The sequence below is a fragment of the Dyella telluris genome, assembly GCF_014297575.1.
Taxonomy (GTDB): Bacteria; Pseudomonadota; Gammaproteobacteria; order Xanthomonadales; family Rhodanobacteraceae; genus Dyella; species Dyella telluris.
Map to the genome: position 1 here is coordinate 4,410,125 of NZ_CP060412.1, position 21,572 is coordinate 4,431,696.

At 65.4% G+C, this 21,572-nt stretch carries 20 protein-coding genes; 8 read left to right on the plus strand and 12 right to left on the minus strand.

Translation table 11 applies throughout. From position 1 onward, the window contains the following. Nucleotides 1–2 precede the first annotated feature (2 nt). From H8F01_RS19520 to H8F01_RS19530, 3 genes are all read left to right on the plus strand, one after another. On the plus strand, nt 3–905 hold the full coding sequence (locus tag H8F01_RS19520) for a glyoxalase (protein ID WP_187056680.1): 903 nt from the start codon (nt 3–5) through the stop codon (nt 903–905). A 73-nt stretch (nt 906–978) separates the two neighbouring features. Continuing rightward, nucleotides 979–2,415, plus strand: a complete 1,437-nt coding sequence (locus tag H8F01_RS19525; RefSeq protein ID WP_238481062.1) for an alginate export family protein — start codon at nt 979–981, stop codon at nt 2,413–2,415. Nucleotides 2,416–2,457: 42 nt separating this feature from the next. After that, entirely contained in the window at nt 2,458–3,150 is a 693-nt protein-coding gene (locus H8F01_RS19530; RefSeq protein WP_187056681.1) for a YoaK family protein, read from the plus strand. A 96-nt stretch (nt 3,151–3,246) separates the two neighbouring features. On the opposite strand, the gene H8F01_RS19535 is transcribed toward H8F01_RS19530, so the two are convergent. From H8F01_RS19535 to H8F01_RS19560, 6 genes are read right to left on the minus strand one after another with little or no spacing between them, the layout of a single operon-like run. Then, entirely contained in the window at nt 3,247–4,407 is a 1,161-nt protein-coding gene (locus tag H8F01_RS19535) for an MFS transporter (protein ID WP_187056682.1), read from the minus strand. Between the two features lie 12 nt (nt 4,408–4,419). Further along, nucleotides 4,420–5,421, minus strand: coding sequence for an aldo/keto reductase (locus H8F01_RS19540; RefSeq protein WP_187056683.1), 1,002 nt, complete (start codon nt 5,419–5,421; stop codon nt 4,420–4,422). Further along, nucleotides 5,418–5,774, minus strand: coding sequence for a MoaF-related domain-containing protein (locus H8F01_RS19545; RefSeq protein WP_187056684.1), 357 nt, complete (start codon nt 5,772–5,774; stop codon nt 5,418–5,420). The genes H8F01_RS19540 and H8F01_RS19545 overlap by 4 nt, the downstream gene beginning before the upstream one ends. Nucleotides 5,775–5,794: 20 nt before the next feature. Beyond that, nucleotides 5,795–6,913 (minus strand): alkene reductase, encoded by a 1,119-nt coding sequence (locus H8F01_RS19550; protein ID WP_187056685.1) that lies wholly within the window; start codon nt 6,911–6,913, stop codon nt 5,795–5,797. Nucleotides 6,914–6,972: 59 nt separating this feature from the next. Continuing rightward, nucleotides 6,973–7,776, minus strand: a complete 804-nt coding sequence (dkgB, locus tag H8F01_RS19555; RefSeq protein WP_187056686.1) for a 2,5-didehydrogluconate reductase DkgB — start codon at nt 7,774–7,776, stop codon at nt 6,973–6,975. Nucleotides 7,777–7,813: 37 nt separating this feature from the next. After that, a complete protein-coding gene (locus H8F01_RS19560; protein ID WP_187056687.1) occupies nt 7,814–8,998 on the minus strand; it encodes an MFS transporter in 1,185 nt (394 codons plus the stop codon). 102 nt (nt 8,999–9,100) lie between these two features. Between H8F01_RS19560 and H8F01_RS19565 the strand changes: the two genes are divergently transcribed. Next, nucleotides 9,101–10,003, plus strand: coding sequence for a LysR substrate-binding domain-containing protein (locus H8F01_RS19565; RefSeq protein ID WP_187056688.1), 903 nt, complete (start codon nt 9,101–9,103; stop codon nt 10,001–10,003). A 17-nt stretch (nt 10,004–10,020) separates the two neighbouring features. Here H8F01_RS19565 and H8F01_RS19570 read toward each other — a convergent pair whose 3' ends face one another. From H8F01_RS19570 to H8F01_RS19590, 5 genes are all read right to left on the minus strand, one after another. Beyond that, entirely contained in the window at nt 10,021–11,475 is a 1,455-nt protein-coding gene (locus H8F01_RS19570; RefSeq protein ID WP_187056689.1) for a GntP family permease, read from the minus strand. Between the two features lie 4 nt (nt 11,476–11,479). Continuing rightward, nucleotides 11,480–12,532, minus strand: coding sequence for a patatin-like phospholipase family protein (locus H8F01_RS19575; RefSeq protein ID WP_187056690.1), 1,053 nt, complete (start codon nt 12,530–12,532; stop codon nt 11,480–11,482). A 129-nt stretch (nt 12,533–12,661) separates the two neighbouring features. Further along, complete coding sequence (locus H8F01_RS19580; protein ID WP_187056691.1) at nt 12,662–13,066, minus strand: VOC family protein; 405 nt, start codon at nt 13,064–13,066, stop codon at nt 12,662–12,664. A gap of 111 nt (nt 13,067–13,177) precedes the next feature. Then, entirely contained in the window at nt 13,178–13,807 is a 630-nt protein-coding gene (locus H8F01_RS19585; protein ID WP_187056692.1) for a nucleotidyltransferase family protein, read from the minus strand. Further along, the gene (locus H8F01_RS19590; protein ID WP_187056693.1) at nt 13,804–14,898 is read right to left on the minus strand and encodes an XdhC family protein; all 1,095 of its coding nucleotides are present in this window, start codon (nt 14,896–14,898) and stop codon (nt 13,804–13,806) included. Before H8F01_RS19590 ends, H8F01_RS19585 begins: the two co-directional genes overlap by 4 nt. A gap of 216 nt (nt 14,899–15,114) precedes the next feature. Between H8F01_RS19590 and H8F01_RS19595 the strand changes: the two genes are divergently transcribed. From H8F01_RS19595 to H8F01_RS19610, 4 genes are all read left to right on the plus strand, one after another. Next, on the plus strand, nt 15,115–15,594 hold the full coding sequence (locus tag H8F01_RS19595) for a (2Fe-2S)-binding protein (protein WP_187056694.1): 480 nt from the start codon (nt 15,115–15,117) through the stop codon (nt 15,592–15,594). 42 nt (nt 15,595–15,636) lie between these two features. Then, nucleotides 15,637–17,898 (plus strand): xanthine dehydrogenase family protein molybdopterin-binding subunit, encoded by a 2,262-nt coding sequence (locus tag H8F01_RS19600; RefSeq protein ID WP_187056695.1) that lies wholly within the window; start codon nt 15,637–15,639, stop codon nt 17,896–17,898. After that, nucleotides 17,895–19,184: a c-type cytochrome gene (locus tag H8F01_RS19605; protein ID WP_187056696.1), complete on the plus strand. Its 1,290-nt coding sequence runs from the start codon at nt 17,895–17,897 to the stop codon at nt 19,182–19,184. The genes H8F01_RS19600 and H8F01_RS19605 overlap by 4 nt, the downstream gene beginning before the upstream one ends. Nucleotides 19,185–19,300: 116 nt before the next feature. Beyond that, a complete protein-coding gene (locus H8F01_RS19610) occupies nt 19,301–20,107 on the plus strand; it encodes a FadR/GntR family transcriptional regulator (protein WP_222615683.1) in 807 nt (268 codons plus the stop codon). Nucleotides 20,108–20,232: 125 nt separating this feature from the next. Here H8F01_RS19610 and H8F01_RS19615 read toward each other — a convergent pair whose 3' ends face one another. After that, nucleotides 20,233–21,438: an alpha-amylase family protein gene (locus tag H8F01_RS19615; protein ID WP_187056697.1), complete on the minus strand. Its 1,206-nt coding sequence runs from the start codon at nt 21,436–21,438 to the stop codon at nt 20,233–20,235. Nucleotides 21,439–21,572 lie beyond the last annotated feature (134 nt).

Sequence of the window (21,572 nt, forward strand, 5' to 3'; positions counted from 1 at the left end):
CCATGCGTACGACCTCTGCAATATTGGCTTTCGCCATCGGCACCGCCTCCGCGCTGTCCTCCGTGCCCGTGCTGGCCAAGGAGGTCGTCACGCCGATGGTCGCCGTGGGCGCGCAGTACGACACCACGCACGTCTACGTGGCGCCTGCCGATGTCGATCGCTTCGTTGCCTCTTTCGTGGGCACCTTTGGCGGGCAGAGCACGAAGCAGGGCATTGCCACCGTCACGCCGACGCCCAGCAGCACCAGTACCCAGCTGCTGCAGACGCCGGTGGGTACCGTATCGTTGTTCGGTTTCCGCACGCCCATTCCCCATCCGTTCGGCGGCGAGCGCACCGGTTACCTGGTGACGGACATGGACGTGGCGATCAAGGCAGCACGCGCTGCCGGTGCCGACGTGATCGTGCAGCCGTTCCCCGATCCCATCGGCCGTGATGCCGTGGTGCAGTGGCCGGGTGGTGTGAACATGCAGTTGTACTGGCATACCACGCCGCCGAACTACGCTGCTTTCCAGACCGTTCCCGAAAACCGCGTGTATGTGTCGCCGGATCGTGCGGATGCCTTCGTGAAGAGTTTCATGGCGTTCTCTCATGGCAAGGTGGTTTCCGATGAGGCCAGGGCGCCGGGCGTGGAAATCGGCCGTAACGGTGATACCTATCGACGCATCCGCCTCGAATCCACCTTTGGCAAGGTCACGGTATTGGTGACCGATGGCCACCTGCCGTATCCGTATGGGCACGAGATGACCGGCTACGAAGTGGCCAGCCTCGCCGATACGCTGACCAAGGCGAAGGGCCTTGGCGTCAGGGTGCTCGTGGAGCCGTATACCAGCGAAGGCCGCGAGTCGGCCGTTGTGGAGTTCCCGGGCGGTTACGTGGCGGAGATTCACGCCAGCGCGAGCCATTGAGTCGACATGCAGGGACGAAGGGCTCAGGCCCTTCGGTCCATGAGATGCGGGCCATGAGTAGTGGAATGCTGGCGTGAGGCGCCAAATGACCATGGCCGGCGTACTCGGCGCCGTCCTTGCGGCGGGCGCGATGCCCCTGCATGCGCAGCAGGATGCGTCGGCCGATTCGACCCTGGCTGCTTCCGTGCAGGACGCTACCGCGCGTCCTGCCGTTCGCAGCAATCGTTGGCAGGAAGATTGGTCGGTGCTGACCGATCCTGCCCTGCGCACGCAAGGGGGTGATGCGCTCAAATACATCGCGTTGAGTGCCGGCGACCCGGGAACGTATCTGTCGTTTGGCGTGAACCTGCGCGAACGGGTGGAGATGTCGGACGCGGCGAGCTTCGGCATCGGCCACGTTCCGAACGACAGCTATCTATTGCAGCGTTTCCAGCTGCATGCGGACCTGCATTTCGCCCACTACTGGCAGGCCTTCGTGCAGGTGGAGGATGCCCGCACGGTCAACAAGCAGGTGATCGGCGGAGCCGACCGCAATCCGTGGGACCTGCGCCTGGCCTTCCTCGCCTATGTGCGCACGTTCGATGCGGGCACCTTCAAGGCGCGCGTGGGGCGACAGGATTTCGCCTTCGACCTGCAGCGCTTCGTGTCGCTGCGTGATGGCCCGAATGTGCGCCAGTCGTTTGATGCCGCGTGGGTGGATTGGGAAACCGGCAAGTGGCGCTTCATCGCCTTCGTCAGCCAGCCCGTGCAGTACTCGGATCTGCATCCGTTCGATGACACGTCGAACCGACATTTCCGTTTCGACACCTTGCGCGTGGAACGCCTGGTGTGGGGCAAGGACGAGCTGTCGGCGTACTACTCGCTGTATGCCCGCGACAACGCGCGTTACCTCGATGCCACAGGCAGCGAGCATCGTGATGTCTATGACGTGCGCTTCGCCGGCAGTCAGGCCGGTGTCGACTGGGACGCGGAAGGCATGCTGCAGCGCGGCCATGTCGGCAGCAAGGACATCGATGCGTGGGGCGCAGGCGCGCGTATCGGCTACACCTGGGACATGCACTGGCTTCCGCGGCTTGGCCTGCAAGTGGATGGGGCATCCGGTGACCGTCATCCGGGCGATGACAAGCTGGGTACCTTCAATCCGCTCTTTCCCAACGGCTATTACTTCACGCTGGCCGGCTTCACGGGTTACACCAACCTGATCCACCTCAAGCCGAGCGTGACGGTGAAACCCGTGTCGAAACTCACGCTGATGGGCGCGGTGGGTTTTCAGTGGCGCCAGACCACGGCCGACGCGGTCTACGTGCAACCCAATATTCCCTTGCCCGGCACGGCAGGGAAAGGCGGGCGCTGGACAGGTGTCTACGCGCAGGTGCGTGCCGATTACGCCTTCAACGCCAACTTCACCGGAGCGGTGGAAGCTGTGCATTACAACGCCGGTCATGCCATACGCGATGCTGGCGGTCGCGATGGCGATTACGTCGGCGTCGAAGGGAAATTCATGTGGTAACGCCACACGCAACCGGGTCGGGCCCGGAAGGATTGCATTCGCATGGCTGAAAAAACCTGGTTGCCGACCATCCTCAGTGTCATGGCCGGTTACGTCGATACGGCTGGCTTCCTCGCACTGCATGGCCTGTTCACGGCGCATGTGACGGGCAACTTCGTCACCATTGGTGCGGCGCTGGTATCCGGGGCGTCGGGCGTGGTGGCCAAGCTGCTTGCCTTGCCGGTGTTCTGCCTGTTCGTGATTGGTGCACGCCTGCTGCGTTACCAGCTCATGGCGCGTGACCTGCCCGTGGTGCGGTCGCTGCTGACGATCAAGCTGGTCCTCTTCGTGGTGGCGATGCTGCTCGCCCTGCATTACGGGCCGTTCCCGCGTGTGGACAGCTGGTCGTCGACCCTGACCGGGATGATCCTGGTGGGTGCCATGGCGATCCAGAACGCCTTGCATCGCGTGCATCTGGGCAGTGCGCCGCCTTCCACGCTGATGACGGGCACCACCACGCAGATGATGCTGGACGTGGGTGATCGACTGCGCGGTGTGCCGGTTGATCAAAAGAGCGCGCTAGACGCGCGGCTGAAGAAAATGGGCGTGGCCGTGCTGGCCTTTGCCATCGGCTGTGCCGGTGGAGCGGTGTGTTACGCCTTTGGCTCCATGTGGTGCTTCGCGGTGCCGCCGGTGCTGGCTGCGGCCGCACTGATGCGACACGGAGATGCGCCGCCCGACGTGGCGACGAAGTGACGGGAGCTGCCAGTCGGGTTCTGTCGTCGCTGCCGTCAACGATGCGCGATGGCGCAAGGGATATCGTGGCGCGCCGTTCTACCGGCGCGCCGGACCTCACGAGACCTGCACGGCCTGCTTGCGCGCATGCCCCAGCCACGCGAGCGCGAGGCCGGATGCCGCCAGCAATGCTCCGGCGATGGGCACGGCTGCATAACCCAGCCCCAGGCTGATGACGCCGCCGCCCAGTGCGGCACCCAGCGCATTGCCAAGATTGAAGGCGCCGACGTTGATTGACGACGCCAGTCCCGGTGCGTCGGTGGCGGCCTGCATCACGCGCATCTGCAGCGGTGGCACCACGGCGAAGGTGGCGGCGCCCCACACCAGCAGGCCGATGGCTGCGGTGACATGCGTGGTGAATGCCAATGGCAGTATCACCATGATGACCGCCAGCGCGGCGAGCAGCAGCTTGGTGGCGCCATCCAGCGACCAGTCTGCCAGCCGTCCACCCACCACGTTGCCGATGGTGAAGCCGATGCCGATCAGGGACAGCGATAGCGCGATGAACATGTCCGATGCGCCGGTGAGGTCGCTCAGTACCGGCGCCACATAGGTGTACAGCGTGAACATGGCGCCCGCGCCGAGCACGGTGGTGCCCATCGCCAGCAGCACGGCCGGATGAAGGATGGCCTTCAGCTCCCGTCCCAGGTTCGGTGGCGTGCCGCGTTCGCAGGCGGGCAGGGCAAGGCGCAGCGCGATGATGGCGAGCACGCCCAGCGCAGCCGTTCCCGCAAACGCCTGTCGCCAGCCCAGCTGCTGGCCTATCCATGTTGCCGCGGGCACGCCGCCGATGTTCGCGATGGTCAGGCCCATGAACATGGCGGCCACCGCGCTGGCCTGTTTCTCCTTGGGTACCAGGCTGGCCGCGACCACGGCGCCGAGTCCGAAGAACGCGCCGTGGTTGAGGCTGGTGACCAGTCGCGACAGCAACAGCGTGGTGTAGTTGGGCGCGATGGACGAGAGCAGGTTGCCCACGGTGAAAATGCTCATCAGCAACATCAGTGCCGTGCGCTTGCGAAACCGGCTGAGCAGCAGGGTCATCACCGGCGCGCCTACCATGACGCCTACGGCGTACGCGGTGATGAGCATGCCGGCCGTGGGAATGTTGACGCCGACGCCCTTGGCGATCACGGGCAGTAGCCCCATGGGCGTGAACTCCGTGGTACCGATGCCGAAGGCACCGATGGCGAGTGCCAGCAAGGCTGCTCTGGGTTTCATCACGAACTCCTGTCAGATCTCGTCGGGTAGCGGAGCGTGCGGGGACACCAGCCCCTGTTCGCGCAACGCCTGCCAGAACGACACAGGAATCGTTGCCTCGGCCAGTGCAAGGTTCTCGGCGATCCGGCTGGGACGACTGGCGCCGGGAATAACGGCGGCCACCACCGGATGCGCCAGTGAAAACTGCAGCGCGGCTGCGCGGATGTCTACCCCATGCTGTGCCGACAAAGCGCGAAGGTGCTCGACGCGGGCAAGGATCTCCGGCGTGGCCTTCTGGTATTCATAGTGCTCGCCGCCAGCCAGGATGCCGGAGTTGTATGGGCCGCCAACCACGATGCGGGCGCCGCGCTTTGCGCTGGCCGGCATCAGTTCCTGCAGGGCATCGGCGTGGTCGAGCAGGGTGTAGCGGCCGGCGATCAGGAAGCCGTCGGGGTCGGACTGCTGCAGGGCCATCACGCACGGCTCCACGCGGTTCACGCCCAGGCCCCAGGCCTTGATCACGCCTTCGTCGCGCAGGCGTGTGAGGGCTGTCGCGGCACCGGTCATGGCGGTATGGAACACGTCCTTCCATGCATCGCCGTGGAAGTCCCTGGCCGGGTCGTGGATCCACACGATGTCCAGGCGATCGGTCTTCAGGCGTTTCAGGCTGGCTTCCACCGCGCGCAGCGTGCCGTCGGCGCTGTAGTCGTAGACGATCTTGTTGGGCAGGCCGTGTTCAAACAGTCCGCCTTTCTCGCCGAAGTCGCGGCTGGCGGGGTCTTCCACTTCATCGAGGATGATGCGGCCAACCTTGGTGCTCAGCACGTACTCATCGCGCGGATGGTGTTGCAGCGCGTGGCCCAGTCGCAGCTCGGCGAGGCCGGCGCCGTACATCGGCGCGGCGTCGAAGTAACGGATGCCTTGTTGCCAGGCAGCCTCGACCGTGTCGAGGGCTTCCTGCTCGGGGATGTTGCGGTACATGTTGCCCAGCGGGGCCGTGCCGAACCCGATCCTGGTGGGAATGGAGATGTTCATGCGGGGTGCTTCTCTGAAGTGCTGCGTACGGGGCCCAGTTCGATCAGTGCTCCACGCATGCGATGGAAACTCAGGTCTGCGGCGGTGAAAAACGCCTGCGACCGGCCGTCGGTAAAGTCGTCGATATGCACCACCGTGGCGCCATTGGCCTCCTGCCACGAGATGACATACACGCCTTCGGCAATCTGGCGCCACTGGCAGGGCGATTCGCCGCTCGCCCCGCTATAAGGGCCCGAGACGATGGCGTAGCGCACCGACTTTCCGTCATCGGCGTAAGTGTTGTGTGCGGACAGGCCGTCGTAGTCGACACGAAAGCTGCGGCCGGCGAAGGCGGGTGTGCTCAGGATGGTCATGGGTGTGGCTCCGGCGTGGCTCAGGCCGCGTTCGCGGCATACGCCGGGTAATCGGTGTAGCCGCGCTCGGCGCCGCCGAAGAGCGTGTTGCGGTCGTGGGCGGTAAGTGGTTCACCCTGGCGCAGCCGTTCCGGCAGGTCGGGGTTGGCCACAAACGGACGGCCAAACCCGATGAGGTCGGCCCAGCCTTCACGCAGCGCTTCGCGGGCGCGTTCGGCGGTATAGCCACCGGCATAGATCAGCGTGCCTGGGAAAACCTCGCGCAGGCGCTGCTTGAACTCGACGGGCATGTGCGGTGCATCGTCCCAGTCGGCCTCGGCGATGTGGATGTAGGCCACGCCGATATCGGCCAGCAGTTGCGCGGCAGCGGTATAGGTCGTCTCGGGGTCGGCATCCTCGCAACCGTTGAGCGTGGTGAGCGGTGCCAGGCGAATGCCCACGCGACCCTTGTCGCCGGTGCCTTCGATCAGTGCCTGGGCCACTTCGCCGAGGAAGCGCAGGCGGTTTTCCAGTGAGCCGCCGTAAGCATCGGTGCGATCGTTGGCGTTGGAGTCGATGAACTGGTTGATCAGGTAGCCGTTGGCGGCATGCAGTTCCACGCCGTCGAATCCGGCGGCCATGGCGTTGCGTGCGGCCTGGCGATATTCGTCGACCAGGGCATGGATTTCTTCCACCTTGAGTGCACGCGGCCGGGATGCCTGTACGAAGCCGGGGGTGCCGTTGCTTTCGGCCACGAACACGTTGACGCCCTCGGCCTGGATGGCCGACGAGGATACCGGTGCCTGGCCGTCGAGCAGGCTGGTGTGGCTGAGGCGACCCACATGCCACAGCTGCGCGAAGATGCGTCCGCCCGCGTCGTGCACGGCCTTGGTGACCTTGCGCCAGCCGGCGACCTGCGCCGGCGAGTGGATGCCCGGCGTCCACGCATAGCCCTTGCCGAGCGGAGAGATCCAGGTGCCTTCGCTGATGATCAGCCCGGCGCCGGCACGCTGCGCGTAGTACTCGGCCATCAGTTCGTTCGGGATGTCCCCGGGCTGGCTTGCGCGTGAGCGCGTCATCGGCGGCATCACGATGCGGTTGGGCAGTTCGAGCGAGCCCAGTGTGTACGGCTGGAACAGCGGATCGGTGGTATCAAACATGACGTTCTCCGGGACCGGTGCGCCTGCACCGGTCGAATGGACATGAAAGAGGGGTTGGGTCAGTCCCAGGTCGGCGCCAGGCCTTCGGGATTCACTTCGCGGCCATTGCGCTCGAGCGCAGCGACTTTCGCCATGTCGTCAGCATCCAGGTGCAGGTCGCGGGCAAGCAGGTTGCTGGCCAGGTTCTCGCGCTTGGTGGACGACGGGATCACCGCGTAGCCAAGCTGCAGCGCCCACGCCAACGCCACCTGCGCCACGGTGGCGTGGTGCTTGTCGGCGATCTGTGCGAGCACCGGATCCTTCAGCACCTTGCCGTAGGCGAGCGTCATGTACGAGGTGACGGTGATGCCCTGTTCCTTGAGGAAGGTCGTGAGCTTCGGATTCTGCAGGTAGGGACTGAGTTCGATCTGGTTGGTGGCGATCTCGTGCTTGCCCACGGCGGCAATGGCCTGGCGAGTGAGCTCGATGTTGAAGTTGGAGATGCCGATCTGACGGGTCAGGCCCAGCGCCTTGGCTTCGGCCAGGGCCGTCATGTATTCGGCGAGCTCCACGCCATTGCCGGGTGCAGGCCAGTGGATCAGGGTAAGGTCGACATACGGCGTGCGCAGTTTCTGCAGGCTCTCGCGCAGGCTCGGCACCAGCTTGTCCTTGGCATAGTTGGCCGTCCAGATCTTGGTGGTGACGAACAGCTCGTCACGCGGGATGCCGCTTTCAGCGATGGCCTGGCCAACCTCGGCTTCGTTGCCGTAGATCTGTGCCGTATCGACGGCGCGGTAGCCCAGTTCCAGCGCATTGCGCACGGAGTCGATGACGGTCTGGCCGGTGAGGCGGAAGGTGCCGACGCCAAAGGTGGGAATGCTCATGGAATCAATCCTTGTTGCAGTGAAATGGGGGGGGGGTTCAGGCCTGCACGAGGCGGGGCGTTGCGTCGCGGTTGTCGAGGCGGCCGGCCAGCACGGTCAGGCCGAAGGCGCCCAGCGTGACCAGTGCGGCGATCCACGGCGTATGCGCCAGGCCGATGTGGCTGACCACCTGCGCACCAGCCCAGGAGCCGCCGGCCACGCCGAGGTTGAAAGCGGAGATGTTGAAACCGGCGGCGACATCGGTGGCTTCGGGCGCCACCTGTTCGGCCATGCGCACCACGTAAACCTGCAGGGCCGGCACATTGCCGAAGGCCACGGCGCCCCAGGCCAGCACGGTCAGCACCACCAGCGGCTTGCTCGGTGCCGTGAAGGTGAGCACCAGCAGCACGGCAGCGAGCAGGCCGAAGATGATCTTCAGTGCCGCAATCGGGCCGCGCTGGTCAGCCAGCCGGCCGCCCCACACATTGCCAATGGCAACGGAGACGCCGTAGGCCAGCAGCACCACGCCCACCATGTCCGGCTTGAAGCCCGCGATGCTTTCCAGGATGGGCGCGAGAAAGGTGAAAGCGATCAGCGAGCCGCCGTAACCCACGGCCGTCATCGCGTACACCAGCAACAGGCGGGGCTCCAGCAGCACGCGAAGCTGGCGACGCAGCGGCGCGGGTTCGCTGTTGGGAATGTTGTTCGGCACCAGTGCCAGTGCACCGATCAGCGCGATCACGCCGAAGGCAGCCACGGCCAGGAAGGTCATGCGCCATCCGAAGTGTTGGCCGATGAAGGTGCCCAGCGGAATACCGGTGACGAATGCGACCGTCATGCCGCTGAACATGGTGGCGATGGCGCGGGCTGCCTTGTCGCGCGGCACCAGGTTGGTGGCCACGATGGAGCCCACCGAGAAGAACACGCCGTGGGCCAGGCCGGTCAGCAGGCGCGCGATGATCAGCGTGCCATAGCCCGGTGCCATCCAGGCCACCAGGTTGCCGAGGGTGAACAAGGCCATCAGTCCAACCAGGAGCGGCTTGCGCGGCACGCGTCCGGTGGCGGCAGAGAGAATGGGTGCGCCCACGGCGACACCCAGGGCATACAGGCTGACCAGCAGGCCGGCGGAGGGAAGGCCGACGCCGAGGTCGCCGGCAATCGTCGGAATCAGGCCGACGATGACGAACTCCGTGGTGCCGATGGCGAAGGCCGCCAGGGTCAGGGCAAACAGGGCAAGAGGCATGACTGCAATCCAGGGAAGGGATTCAATGGCGCGCAGTCTGATGGCTTTACATTTGCTTATTAAGCCCTGTATAAGCCAAATACTATTGATTTCAGGTAAACAATGAAAACGACCCTCGACGAACTGCAGGCGTTCGTGGCCGTCGTGGATGGCGGCTCCATCACGGCTGCCGCCGAACAGCTGGACCTGACCATCTCGGCGACCAGCCGCACACTGGGGCGGCTGGAGGAAAAGCTGCAGACCACGCTGCTCCGGCGCACCACGCGACGCCTGGAGCTGACGGAAGAGGGGGCGGCGTTTCTGCAGTACGCCCGCGACATCCTGGCCTCGGTGGACGAAGCCGAAGAACAGATGGCGGCGCGCCGGTTGCGCCCGGTGGGGCGCCTGCGCGTGGATGCCGCCACGCCGTTCATGCTGCACGTGATCGTGCCGCGCGTGCCCGGTTTTCGCGAGCGCTACCCGGAGGTGGAGCTGGAGCTCAATTCCAACGAGGGCATCGTCGACCTGATCGAAAAGCGCACCGACGTGGCCTTCCGCATCGGCCCGCTGAAGGACTCCACCCTGCATGCGCGGCCCATCGGCACCAGCGGCCTGCGCATCCTGGCCAGCCCGGCCTATCTGCAGCGGCGCGGCACGCCCACGAAGCTGGCGCAGCTCGACCAGCACGACCTGCTTGGCTTCAATCAGCCGGAAAGCCTCAATGACTGGCCCCTGCGCGATGCCGATGGCAACGGGCTCCACATCAAGCCCACGGTGGCCTCGTCCAGCGGCGAAACCCTGCGCCAGATGGCGCTGGCCGGCCTGGGCATCGTGTGCCTGTCCGATTTCATGACGCGGGAAGATCGCCAGTCCGGGCGCCTGGTGCAGCTGTTTGCCCGGCAGACGCTGGACGTGCGCCAGCCGATCAACGCGGTCTACTACCGCAACACCACGCTGGCCTCGCGCATCACCTGCTTCGTCGACCATATCGTCGAGGCGCTGGGCAAACGACCCTTCGAGGAGTGAGTTGCGCGCAGGGCGACTCAGAAGGAACCCAACAGGCCACCCAGCACGATCACGGCCACCAGCGCCAGGATCGGACCGACGATGCCGACCAGCGCGATGTCGCGATAACTGTCGCGATGCGTGGCGCCGCATACGGCAAGCAGGGTGACCACGGCGCCGTTGTGCGGCAGCACGTCCAGCGTGCCCGAGCCCATCACCGCCACGCGGTGCAGCAGCGCCGGATCGATGCCGGCGGACTGGGCAATCGCCAGATACGTGCTGCCCAGCGCTTCCAGTGCGATGGTCATGCCGCCGGAGGCCGAGCCGGTCAGTGCCGCCAGCAGGTTGGTGGACACGGCCAGCGACACCAGTGGGCCGCCTTCGATCGACAGCACCCAGTCGCGTACCAGTGCAAAGCCCGGCTGCGCCGCCACCACCGAACCGAAACCGACCAGGCTGGCCACGCTGAGCGCAGGCAGCACGGCGGCGTGGGCTCCCGCACCCATGGTTTCGCGCAGCGACGGCAGGCGCCGTACGTTCAGTGCTAGCACGCAGACGATGGCGGCGGCCAGTGCAACCAGCACAGCCCACACGCCGCCGACTGCCGCAAGGCTGGTTGCTCCAAAGTGCGGTTCGGCAAGGTAGTTGGCGTGCCAGCGTGGCAGTACCACCAGGCTCATCAGCAGGTTCACTGTCACCACCACGATCAGCGGTGTCAGTGCGACCGGGGTTGAAGGTATCGTGCTGCTGCGCTTGCCGCGTGGTGCTTCGGCCGGATCGAACTCGCGCGCCACGGATGCACGCTCGCGCACCAGTTCCTGTTCGGCGACTTCTTCCACGGGAACGTCGGTGGCGTCGCCAAACCCTTCGCCGGCCATGCGCGCACTGCGTTCGGCGCGGGCAAGCCACCACAGCCCGAAGACCAGCATGATCACGCTGGCGATGATGCCCAGGCCGGGTGCCGCGAATGGCGTGGTGCCGAAGAATGGCATGGGGATCGCATTCTGTATGGCGGGCGTGCCGGGCAGGGCTGACATGGTGAACGTGGAGGTGCCCAGCATGATCGCGGCGGGCGCGAGCCGCCGTGGAATATGGGCGGCGCGGAACAGGGCGAGCGCCATGGGCGCCACCACGAAGAACGCCACGAACAGGCTTACGCCGCCGTAGGTCACCATGGCACCGGCCAGCACCACGGCAAGCATGGCGCGTTGCGCGCCAAGCCGGCGGGTCAGCAGGTTGGCGATGGCCGTCACGGAGCCACTGTCGGCCATCAGTTTGCCGAACAGTGCGCCGAGCAGGAACAGCGGAAAGAACTGCGCCACGAAACCGGCAGCGCTGGGCATGAACACCTGCGTCCAGTGCGCCAGCAGCGGTCCACCCGCGAAGGCGGCGGCCAGCAGCGCGGCGGCCGGTGCCAGCAGCAAGGTGCTCCAGCCGCGGTAGGTCAGCCACACCAGCAGTGCCAGGGCCAGCAGAATGCCAAACAGGCTCATCGCGTCATACCTCCTTCAGCAGTTCATCAAGGTCGAGCGACGAGCGCTTGCCCAAGGCGTCCGCCTGTTCGGCTAGAAACGCTTGTGCGGCACGCCGGCCTTCATCGCGCAGCATGCGGAAGAAGGCCCATTCCGCGTTGAGCTTGGACGAATAGCCCAGCGCCACCATCGCCTCGCTGGCGATGCGGTGAATGCGCATGCCCGCCCACTTCGCGCCTTCGCCATCGCCGGCGTCGGCCACCTTGTGCAGCAGGGCGATCATGCGCAGCTCTTTCAGCAGCGGTGCGTTGAATGAAATCTCGTTGAGCCGGTTCTGGATCTCGCGGGCATGGCGTGGCGTGCCTTCGCGTTCCACCGGGTTGATCTGCACCAGGATGGTGTCGCGCGAGTCGCAGTCGCGTACCAGTGGCGTGATGGTGGGGTTGCCGGTATAGCCGCCGTCCCAGTACGGCTCGCCATCGATCATCACGGCCTGGAACAGCGTGGGCAGGCAGGCGGAGGCCAGCAGCACGTCTACGGTGACCTCGGCATTCTTGAAAACACGTCCGCGTCCGGTGCGCACATTGGTGGCGGTGACGAACAGGTGGATGGGCGTGCGCGCCAGTTCGTCGAAATCGATCGATTCACGCAGCACATCGGCAAGGGGGTTGTAGCCGCCGGGATTGAGTGCATACGGTGAAATCAGTCGCGCGCCGAGATCGAAGGCGATGAACAGCGGCGAGTGATCGAGTGTCCAGCGGCCGCTCAGCATATCCAGCGGTGTGCGGCGGAATGGGCTGAAGGTGGCGGCGCGCGACACGCGCCGCCAGAAATCCTCCAGTGCCCGTTGCGCACCTTCAGCGCCACCGCGTGCATGACCCAATGCCAGCACGGCGGCGTTCATGGCGCCGGCGGAGGTGCCCGAAATACCTTCGATGCGCAGCCCGGGTTCTTCCAGCAGCCGATCCAGTACGCCCCAGGTGAAAGCGCCGTGTGCACCGCCACCCTGCAGGGCCAGGCCCACCGGTAGCGGCTCACGCGTGGATGCAGTCGGGTTGGATGCGCTGGTCGTGGCCACGGCTGCTCGCTGGGTGGGATGGGGAGTCCCGCAGGCACTTAGCCTTTCTCATGCGGCGTGAAGAAGAGATGTGTCGCGGCGCTGTCATGCCGCTGACTTGCCGCTTTCACGCTGAGCGCACGGGTTGCCTCATCGCTGCTGTCTGGCGATTGCTTCCGGCGTCACTGGCGTGAAGACGTTGACGAGGTTGCCGTCGGGGTCGCGAAAGAGCAGCGAGCGATTGCCCCACGGCATGGTGGTCGGCGGCTGCACCAGGCTTTCCGCGGGCAGGTCGCTCAGGCCGGCGTACGTCGCGTCGACGTCATCCGCGCGGAACTCGATGATGGTCGTGCGATTGGCGGCCGCCTCCGCCACATGTTGGCCGCCAAACAAGGCCAGCGTGCGGGTGCTGCCGATGGCCAGCGTGCACGCGGGCGTGGCCAGTTCGGCGAAGTCTTCCGTGTAGCGGGTGGCCGTGATGCCCGTGACCGCTTCGTAGAAGCGGACCAGGCGATCGACGTGGGTGGTGATGATGCGGGTCGAGACAAAGTTCATGGGGCCCTCGGGTCGTTGTGGTGATGGTCGACGCGTCGGGCTTTTTAATGGGGGGCTACTGACAACCTGGTGTCAGTAGCCGGTGTCGCCAGTCATTCGTCGGGCGCCTGCTTAACCGAGATCGCCGGGCGAGGGCTTGCTGCGCATGGATTGCCAATCGGCATAGTCTTCCGGTGTGTCGATGTCGCGGAAGGCCGAGGGCAGGTCGAAGCCATCGACGACGGCGGCGTATTTTTCCAGCAGCACGCGGGCGCCCTGCACACCGCTCAGTGCGGCCAATTCATCCGCGTAGGCCAGCGGGAAAATGCACGGTGGCCCGAAGTTGCCCTGATGGTGGCAGGCAAGGATGCGTTCTGGTGCCCGGCCATGCGCCGTCAGCATGCGTTCGAGGTCATCGAGGCTGATCGCCGGCTGGTCGGCCAGCAACACCATCAGCGAGTTCAGCGCGGCCGACTGGCTCATCAGGGAGAGCGTGCCGGTGGACAGCGAGCTGCCCATGCCGGCAGACCATTCGGTGTTGGTCACGGAATGGACGTCCAGATTGACCAGGCAATCGATCACCCGGTCGCCTTCGGCGCCCACCACCACGACCACCGGATGCAGCCCGGCGGCCAGTGCATGGCGAGCGATGCGGCGGACCATCGGCTCGCCATCGATGGCGATAACCTGCTTGAGTGCGCCATAGCGGGTGGCGCTGCCTGCGGCAAGGATGATGGCGCCAATGTGAGTGCCTGTGCTCATGGGTGGATGGGCATCTGCGAGTGAACGAGCGGACCGCCGCGACGTCCGTTGCGCAGGGCAAGGATTTCCGCGGCGATGGCGAGGGCGATTTCCGCGGGCGTCTCCGAGCCCACGTCCAGGCCGGCGGGGGCGTGCAGCCGATCATCCTCCGGGAAAATGGCGCGTATCTGGCTGGCGCGCTGACGGGAGCCAATGACGCCGATGTAGCGCACGGGGGTGCCCATCAACGAGGTGGCGTAAGCCAGGTCGCGCTCGAGTCGGTGGGTCATCACCACGGCAGAGGTCTGGTGATCGAACGCCACGGTCGAGGTGAGCGCGTGTGGCAGTGCCACTACGTGTTCCACGCCTGCCGGTGCAGGGTCGGCTGGCTCGCCGGTGCCCACCAGGGTCGTATGCCAGCCCAGCTGGAGAGAGAGTGCTGCCAGCATATGGGCGCCTACGCCGTCACCGATGATGACCAGCGCATGCGGTGGATGCAGCGTCTCCAGCAGTATCTCGTGACGCTGTCCGGCGTGCTCCACGTGGATGGCCGTGGCGACAGACAAGGCGGCCGACTGCGTTGTTGTTACCGCAAGAATTTGCCGCTCAAGGTCAGGCTGGCCGATGTTCGTCCAGACACTGTCGTTGCCCCACACCAGGCGATACGGGCGCCGGCTCAGTGCGTGGCCCGCGGTGGCGTACAGCGTGGCCATCACGCCGGCCGTGCGCTGCACGCGCAGGGCTTCGATGGCTTCCAGGAATCGCACGTCGTCGGAGAGCAGCCAGGGTTCGATCAATACTTCGAGCTCGCCGCCGCAGCCGGTTTCCAGCATCACGTCGTAATTGCTGTTGCGCCCGTACGCGACCACAGCCGGTTCGCCGGTTGCCATGGCCTCGCGCGCACGCAGCACGATGTCCCGCTGCGGGCAGCCGCCCGACAGCTCGCAGACCAGGCTGCCGTCGCGACGCACCAGCATGCTCGCGCCAGCACGACGGAAGGTGGAGCCCTGCGTGCGGGTGATGGTGACCAGCGCGGCCTCACCGATGTCGCCGCGCAGCTCCAGCGTGCGTGCGGCCCGGTATAGCGGCTCGAATTCCTGGGCGACGTTCATGGCATCCAGTCAGCAACGGATGGCGTCGATGTTCCGTCAAGCCACCGGGTGGGCGCCAGTGGGCAGGGCGGCTCGCCGCATGAAAGTCTCTTCACTTGTCTTTTCTTTGCCCGGGAGGAAGATTTCGTTCGTTCATGACAGTGCTGCGGAGCGGCCATGGTCCATGGCGTTCCGGCGGCGGGTTGCCAATGTGCTTGCGTTGCCCGGGAGATCCCCATGATCGTGCTTTCCATCAACGGCCAGGACACTCAGGTCGATGCGCCCGACGACATGCCCTTGCTGTGGGTGTTGCGCGACCTTCTTGGCCTGAACGGCACCAAGTTCGGCTGCGGCATGGCGCAATGCGGCGCCTGCACGGTGCACCTGGATGGCCAGCCCGTGCGCTCGTGCGTACTTCCGGTAACCGGTGCAGCCGGCAAGAAGATCACCACCATCGAAGGCCTCAGCGCCACCGACCTGGGCAAGCGCGTGCAGCAGGCGTGGCTGGGTATCGAGGTGGCGCAGTGCGGTTATTGCCAGACCGGACAGATCATGTCGGCGGCCGCGCTGTTGGCCCAGAAGCCCTCGCCAACGGACGAGGACATCGATGCGGCCATGTCCGGCAACCTCTGTCGTTGCGGTACCTATGTGCGCATCCGCGCTGCGATCAAGCAGGCTGCCACGGGGCAGGTCACGCTGCCGCAGACCATCGCCTGAGTTGTCGCGGTTCCCCTCATTGCCGACCGCCGAGAGTTCGTCATGATGCTACGCGTTGATCCTGCCCAGGACGAAGTCGATCTGCAGAACCCCTCGCGTCGCGAGCTGATGAAGCGCGGCGGCCTGGTGGTGGCCTTCATGTGGATGGGTGGCGCGAGCCGGGTATGGGGCTTCGCCCAGGGCACGCGCCTCGATGCGGACCATCCGCGCTTCGAGCCCAATGCCTTCGTGCGCGTGGGCAGCGATGGCAGCATCCAGCTGGTGATGCCATGCGTGGAGATGGGGCAGGGTGCCTATACCGGGCAGGCGACCCTGCTTGCCGAGGAGCTGGATGTCGGGCTGGACCAGATCACCGTGGAGCACGCCCCGGCCAATCGCAAGCTCTACGCCAATACCTTGTTGGGCGATCAGGCCACCGGTGGATCCACCACCATCCGCTTCTGCTGGACCAGCCTGCGTGATGCCGGCGCGGTGGCGCGCTCGATGCTGGTGACGGCGGCGGCGCAACGATGGAAGGTGGATCCGGCGCAGTGCACCGTGGCGCGCGGCGTGGTCACGCATGCGGCTACCGGCCGCTCGCTGCATTACGGCGAGCTTGCCGATGCCGCGGCGAGCGTGGCGCCCCCGGCCAAGCCGCCGGTGAAAGATCCCAAGGATTTCCAGCTCATCGGCAAGCCGGTGCGTCGCGTGGACACGGCGGGGAAAGTCGATGGCACGCTGACGTTCGGCATCGATATCCGCGTTCCCGGCATGAAGGTGGCGACCGTGCAGGCCTGCCCGACCTTTGGTGGAACACTGGCGTCCGTGGACGAAACGCGCGCCCATGCGGTGCCCGGCGTGCTGAAGGTGGTGAAGCTGGACAACGCCGTTGCCGTCATCGCCGAACATTTCTGGGCGGCGAAGAAGGGCATGGAGGCGCTGGTCATCCAGTGGAATCGCGGTGCGGGCGCCGACTACACCACCGAGCAGCTGTTCAAGGACATGGCGGAGGCGTCCGAGCACGGTACGCCCATCCTGGGGCGCGAAGTCGGGCAGGTGGACAAGGTGAAGGGCAAGGTGATTTCCGCCACCTACCAGCTGCCCTTGCTGGCACATGCCACCATGGAGCCGATCAACACCACGGTGCATGTGCGTCCGGATGGATGCGACATCTGGGTCGGCACGCAGGTGCCGGCGCGTTGCGCCGACGTGGCCGCCAGGGTCACCGGCCTGCCGCCGGAGCGCATCCAGGTGCACAACCAGTATCTGGGTGGCGGTTTCGGCAGGCGCCTGTTCGAGGATTCCGTCGGGCAGGCGGTGGGCATCGCGCGGCAGGTGGACTATCCCGTGAAGGTCATCTGGACCCGCGAGGAAGATGTCACCCAGGACCGCTATCGTCCCGCCTATTACGATCGCATCTCCGCCACGCTCGACGATCAGGGCCGCCCGCAGGCCTGGACGGATCGCACCACCGGTGCTTCGGTGCTGGCGACCTTCGCGCCGGCAGCCATGGGCAAGAACGGGCTGGATTCCGACCTGGTGGAATGCGCCGCGGAGCTCCCTTACGAAGTGCCCAACCTGCGCGTGGATTGGGTACGGCACGACATGCCGCATGGCATTCCCATCGGCTGGTGGCGCGGCGTGGGGCCCACGCACAATGTGTTCGTGGTGGAAAGTTTTGTCGATGAACTCGCGCACGCCGCCGGCAAGGATCCGGCCGCGTATCGGCACGACATCCTGGGCGACAACCCGAGGGCGAAGGCCGTGCTGGAGATGGCCATCGAGAAGTCCGGCTGGGGCAAGGGGGAATTGCCGGCGCGCCACGGGCGCGGCATCGCGCTGGCCGCGCCATTCGGCAGCTATCTGTGCGTGGTGACCGATGTAGAGGTTTCCCCGCAGGGTGAGGTGTCGCTGCGCCGTGCCGTGGCCGTGGTCGATTGCGGCATGGTGGTCAACCCCAACACCGTCGAGGCGCAGATCCAGGGCGGGCTGGTGTTCGGCTGGAGCGCGGCGCTCTACAGCGGCGTCACGTTGAAGCAAGGAGCCGTCGAGCAGCGCAACTTCAACGACTACCGCGTGCTCAGGATCAACCAGACGCCACCGATCGAAGTGCATCTGGTGCCCAGCCAGGCATTGCCCGGCGGCATCGGTGAAACCGGAACGGTGATGGCCATGCCCAGCCTGACCAATGCGATCTTTGCCGCCACCGGCGTGCGCCTGAGGACGCTTCCCATCGATCGCACCGCGCTGGCCAAGGACAAGGAGGCGCTCAAGGCCGTGCTGTCCGCCACCTCGCCCACGTCACCGCCGGGGAGTACGACATGAAGATCGGGCGCGTCATGGGTGGTGTCGTCGGCATCGTCGTACTGGTCGGTGTGGTCTTCACGGCGTATGCCCTGATGACCGTGACGCATGGTGGCAACGAGCAGGCTGCGCAACCCGTGGGCGCGGGTACGCCTGCGGATCTTCCGGCACAGGTGGCGCGCGGCGAATACCTGGCCCGCGCCGCCGATTGCGAGGCTTGCCACACCACGCCGGGCGGGGAGCCGTTCGCCGGTGGCGTGGCCTTCAAGTTGCCATTCGGCACGATCTATTCCTCCAACATCACCGCTGACCAGGAGACCGGCATCGGCAGCTGGAGTGACGATGAGTTTGTCCGCGCACTGCATGCCGGCGTGGACAAGGGAGGGCGTCCGCTCTATCCCGCCTTCCCGTACACCTCGTACACCGGGCTGAGCCGCGAGGACATCGTGGCGATCAAGGCATACCTCTTCAGCCTGCCGACGGTACATGCGGCAGCGCGTCCCAACGAGCTGTCGTTCCCATACAACCAGCGCTGGGCGCTGAGCCTGTGGAATGCGGTCTTCCTCAAGAAGGAGCGCTTCCAGCCGGAGCAGGGCAAGTCGGAAGCGTGGAATCGCGGCGCGTACCTGGCCACGGCGCTGGGCCATTGCGGCGAATGCCATACACCGCGCAACGCCGCTTTTGCGATGGATGGCGGCAAGGCTCTGGCCGGTGCGGAACTGCAGGGCTGGATGGCCTACAACATCACCTCGGACAAGGATCACGGTATTGGCGCGTGGAGCGACCAGGAGCTGACCGACTACTTTTCCAAGGGTCATGCTGCCGGTCGCGGCACGGCTTCCGGCCCGATGGGCGAGGTGGTGGGATACAGCCTGCAGCACCTCACCCCTTCCGACCTGTCCGCACTCGTTACCTATCTGCGTGACGTGAAACCCCAGCAGGCTGGCGCGCCGGTGCCGTCGCCCATGGGTGCCACGGTGGCGTCCGCTGCCGGCACGGCAAGCCTTGGTGAGCAGCTGTTCGTCGGTGCCTGCGCCGGCTGCCACACGCAGGGTGGCCAGGGGCGCCAAACTGACTACGCCATGCTCACCGGCCTGCGCTCGGTGCGAGATCCGCACGCCACCAACCTCACGCAGATCATCATCAACGGCTCGTCATTGCGCGTGGGTGGCCAGGAGGCCTTCATGCCGGCGTTCGGTCATGCCTATTCCGATGCCGAGATCGCGGCCTTGTCCAACTACGTCGTAAGCCATTTCGGTAACCAGCAGGGTGCGCTGAGTGCCGATGAAGTGGCGCGGCGGCGATGATTGCCACATCGCCACGGTATGGCTCTCGCATCGCCGGGCGGGCGTGGGGCAGGACCTTGGGAGCGTTTCAAGGGCACTGATTGTAAAGAGTGAATCACGTTGTTAGCCTCGTCCGCATGGACAACAACCCGATGCTTGAACGACCGCGGCGGACCCGCCGCCTGACCCTGACGGAGCAGGTGCTGGAGTCGTTGGGGCAAGCCATCGTCAGCGGGAAATTCGAGGCGGGCAATTTCCCTACGGAAGCAGAAATCTCGCGACTGTTCAGCACCAGCCGCAGCGTGACGCGCGAGGCCGTGAAAATGCTCACGGCCAAGGGCATGCTTACCGCCAGGCCGCGTAGCGGCATCATCGCGCAACCGCAGGAATGCTGGAGTCTGCTCGATCCGGATGTACTGCGCTGGATGCTCGAGAAGAAGTTTTCCCATGACCTCTTGCGCCACTTCACCGAGATGCGCCTCGGCCTGGAGCCTGAGGCGGCTGCGCTTGCCGCGAAGCAGGCCACGCCGAGGGCTTTGCAAGCCATCGAACAAGGGCTTCAGCGGATGGTCGATGCAGAGAACGGTGATGACGACCACCTTGAGGCCGACGTCGCTTTCCATGTGTCCGTGCTGAGGGCGACCGGCAATCCTTTTTACGCGCAGCTCGATGAGCTGATCACCACGGCGCTGAAAATCTCCATCCGGCAGACCAACCGCATCAAGGGACACACGGCGAGCGTTTCGGCACACCGGCGTGTATTCAATGCCATCAAGGCCGGGAACGCAGCGCGCGCCAGTGCGGCGATGAAGGCGATCGTGCAGGAAGCCAGTCTGCTGATCGCCGCAGACCAGGCGCGCGACGTGCCTGCGAAAAAGGCGCGCAGCAAAGCCTCAAGCGTTCCGGCAAAGCGCGCCCGTCGCCCTGCCTCCGCTACACGCTAGTCGACTTCCGGGCTTTGTGCCCGGAGAGAGTGTCTGTCCGTGGTTCGCATGGTCAAAGGGGACGCCAACATCGTTGGCGTCCCCTTTGGTTTACTGCCTGGCCAGTGGCGCCAAGGCAAGCGCCATCATGCTGCCGTGATGCGGTACATCACCGTGGCATGTGCGGGCAGATCGACCTTGATCGAGCCGTCACCCTGGGCTTCGCTGTGTTGCCACAGGTCGCGCATCCGGTAGTTCGTGGATGCCTTCAGGCCCAGCTCCTGGCTGGTGACTTGTACCTTCTTCGCGGCGTCGCCTTCGTTGAAGACAGCCACGGCGCGACTTCCATCCTTGAGCGGCTTGACGATGACGTGGATGCCATCGGCGTCGCGCACCTGCTTGCCCTGCACGCCCAGCGCATCCTGGTCCACGGCGATCACGTCCTTGTTGAGCAGGATCTCCAGGTCGTCGTGCTTGATCTTGCGGACGTCCGTGCCAATGAGCAGGGGAGAGGCCATGATGGCCCACAGGCTGAAGTGCGAACGATATTCCACGTTGGTCATGCCGCCGTTGCCCACCTCCAGCATGTCCGGGTCATTCCAGTGGCCGGGCTTGGCATAGGCGTCGAGCACCACGTTCTCTTTGAAGATCTTCAGCATGGATGCGTAGTTGTCGCTGATGTCGCCCGTCGTGCGCCACGAGCTTGCGCCAATCGCCGGGTCGCTGGCCCACAGCCAGGGCTTGTTCTCGCCCCATTCGCAGACGCTGTAGAAGATTGGTCGACCGGTGGCGCGCAGCGCCTCGCCCATGTCGCTGTAGCGCTTCTTCGCATCAAGCTTCTCGTTGTGGCAATTGTCGTACTTCAGGTAATCGGCACCCACCGAGGCGAAGAAGGCGGCATCCTGCTTTTCATGACCGAGGCCGCCCGGGAAGCCGCGGTTCTCCTCCAGTGGTTCGCAGGTGGACGTACCTGCGCTGGAGTACAGGCCAAACAGGAAGCCCTTGGAGTGTGCGTAGTCGGACAGTGCCTTGATGCCGCTGGGGAAGCGCTTTTCATTGGCCGTGAGGTTGCCCTTGGCGTCGCGCTTCCAGTTGGCCCAGCAGTCGTCGAGGTTCATCTGGCGGTAGCCGGCATCGCGCAGGCCCAGCTTGACGAACGTGTCGATCACCCCGCGAATCATGGTCTCGTTGAACTCCGCGCGGCAGTGCGTGGAGTTCCAGTTGTTGAAGCCCATTTGCGGCAAGGGCGTGGAGCTGCCCGCGGCGGGAGGTGTCTGGGCAATGGCCGCCCCTGCAAGGACAAGCGAGGAAAGTAGGGCGGTGCGGACAACAGTGGACAGAGGGCCGTTCATCAAGGATCTCCATGTGTGCGGCGATGCCGAAGGCAAAGAGCAGATGGCATCGTCCGTTGGCGAAGCGGGCGTGCCGAGCCCCGCTTTGTGTGCAGCCTGTTCCGGCTTGAGTCGTGAGGGAAGAAGTCGCAGCA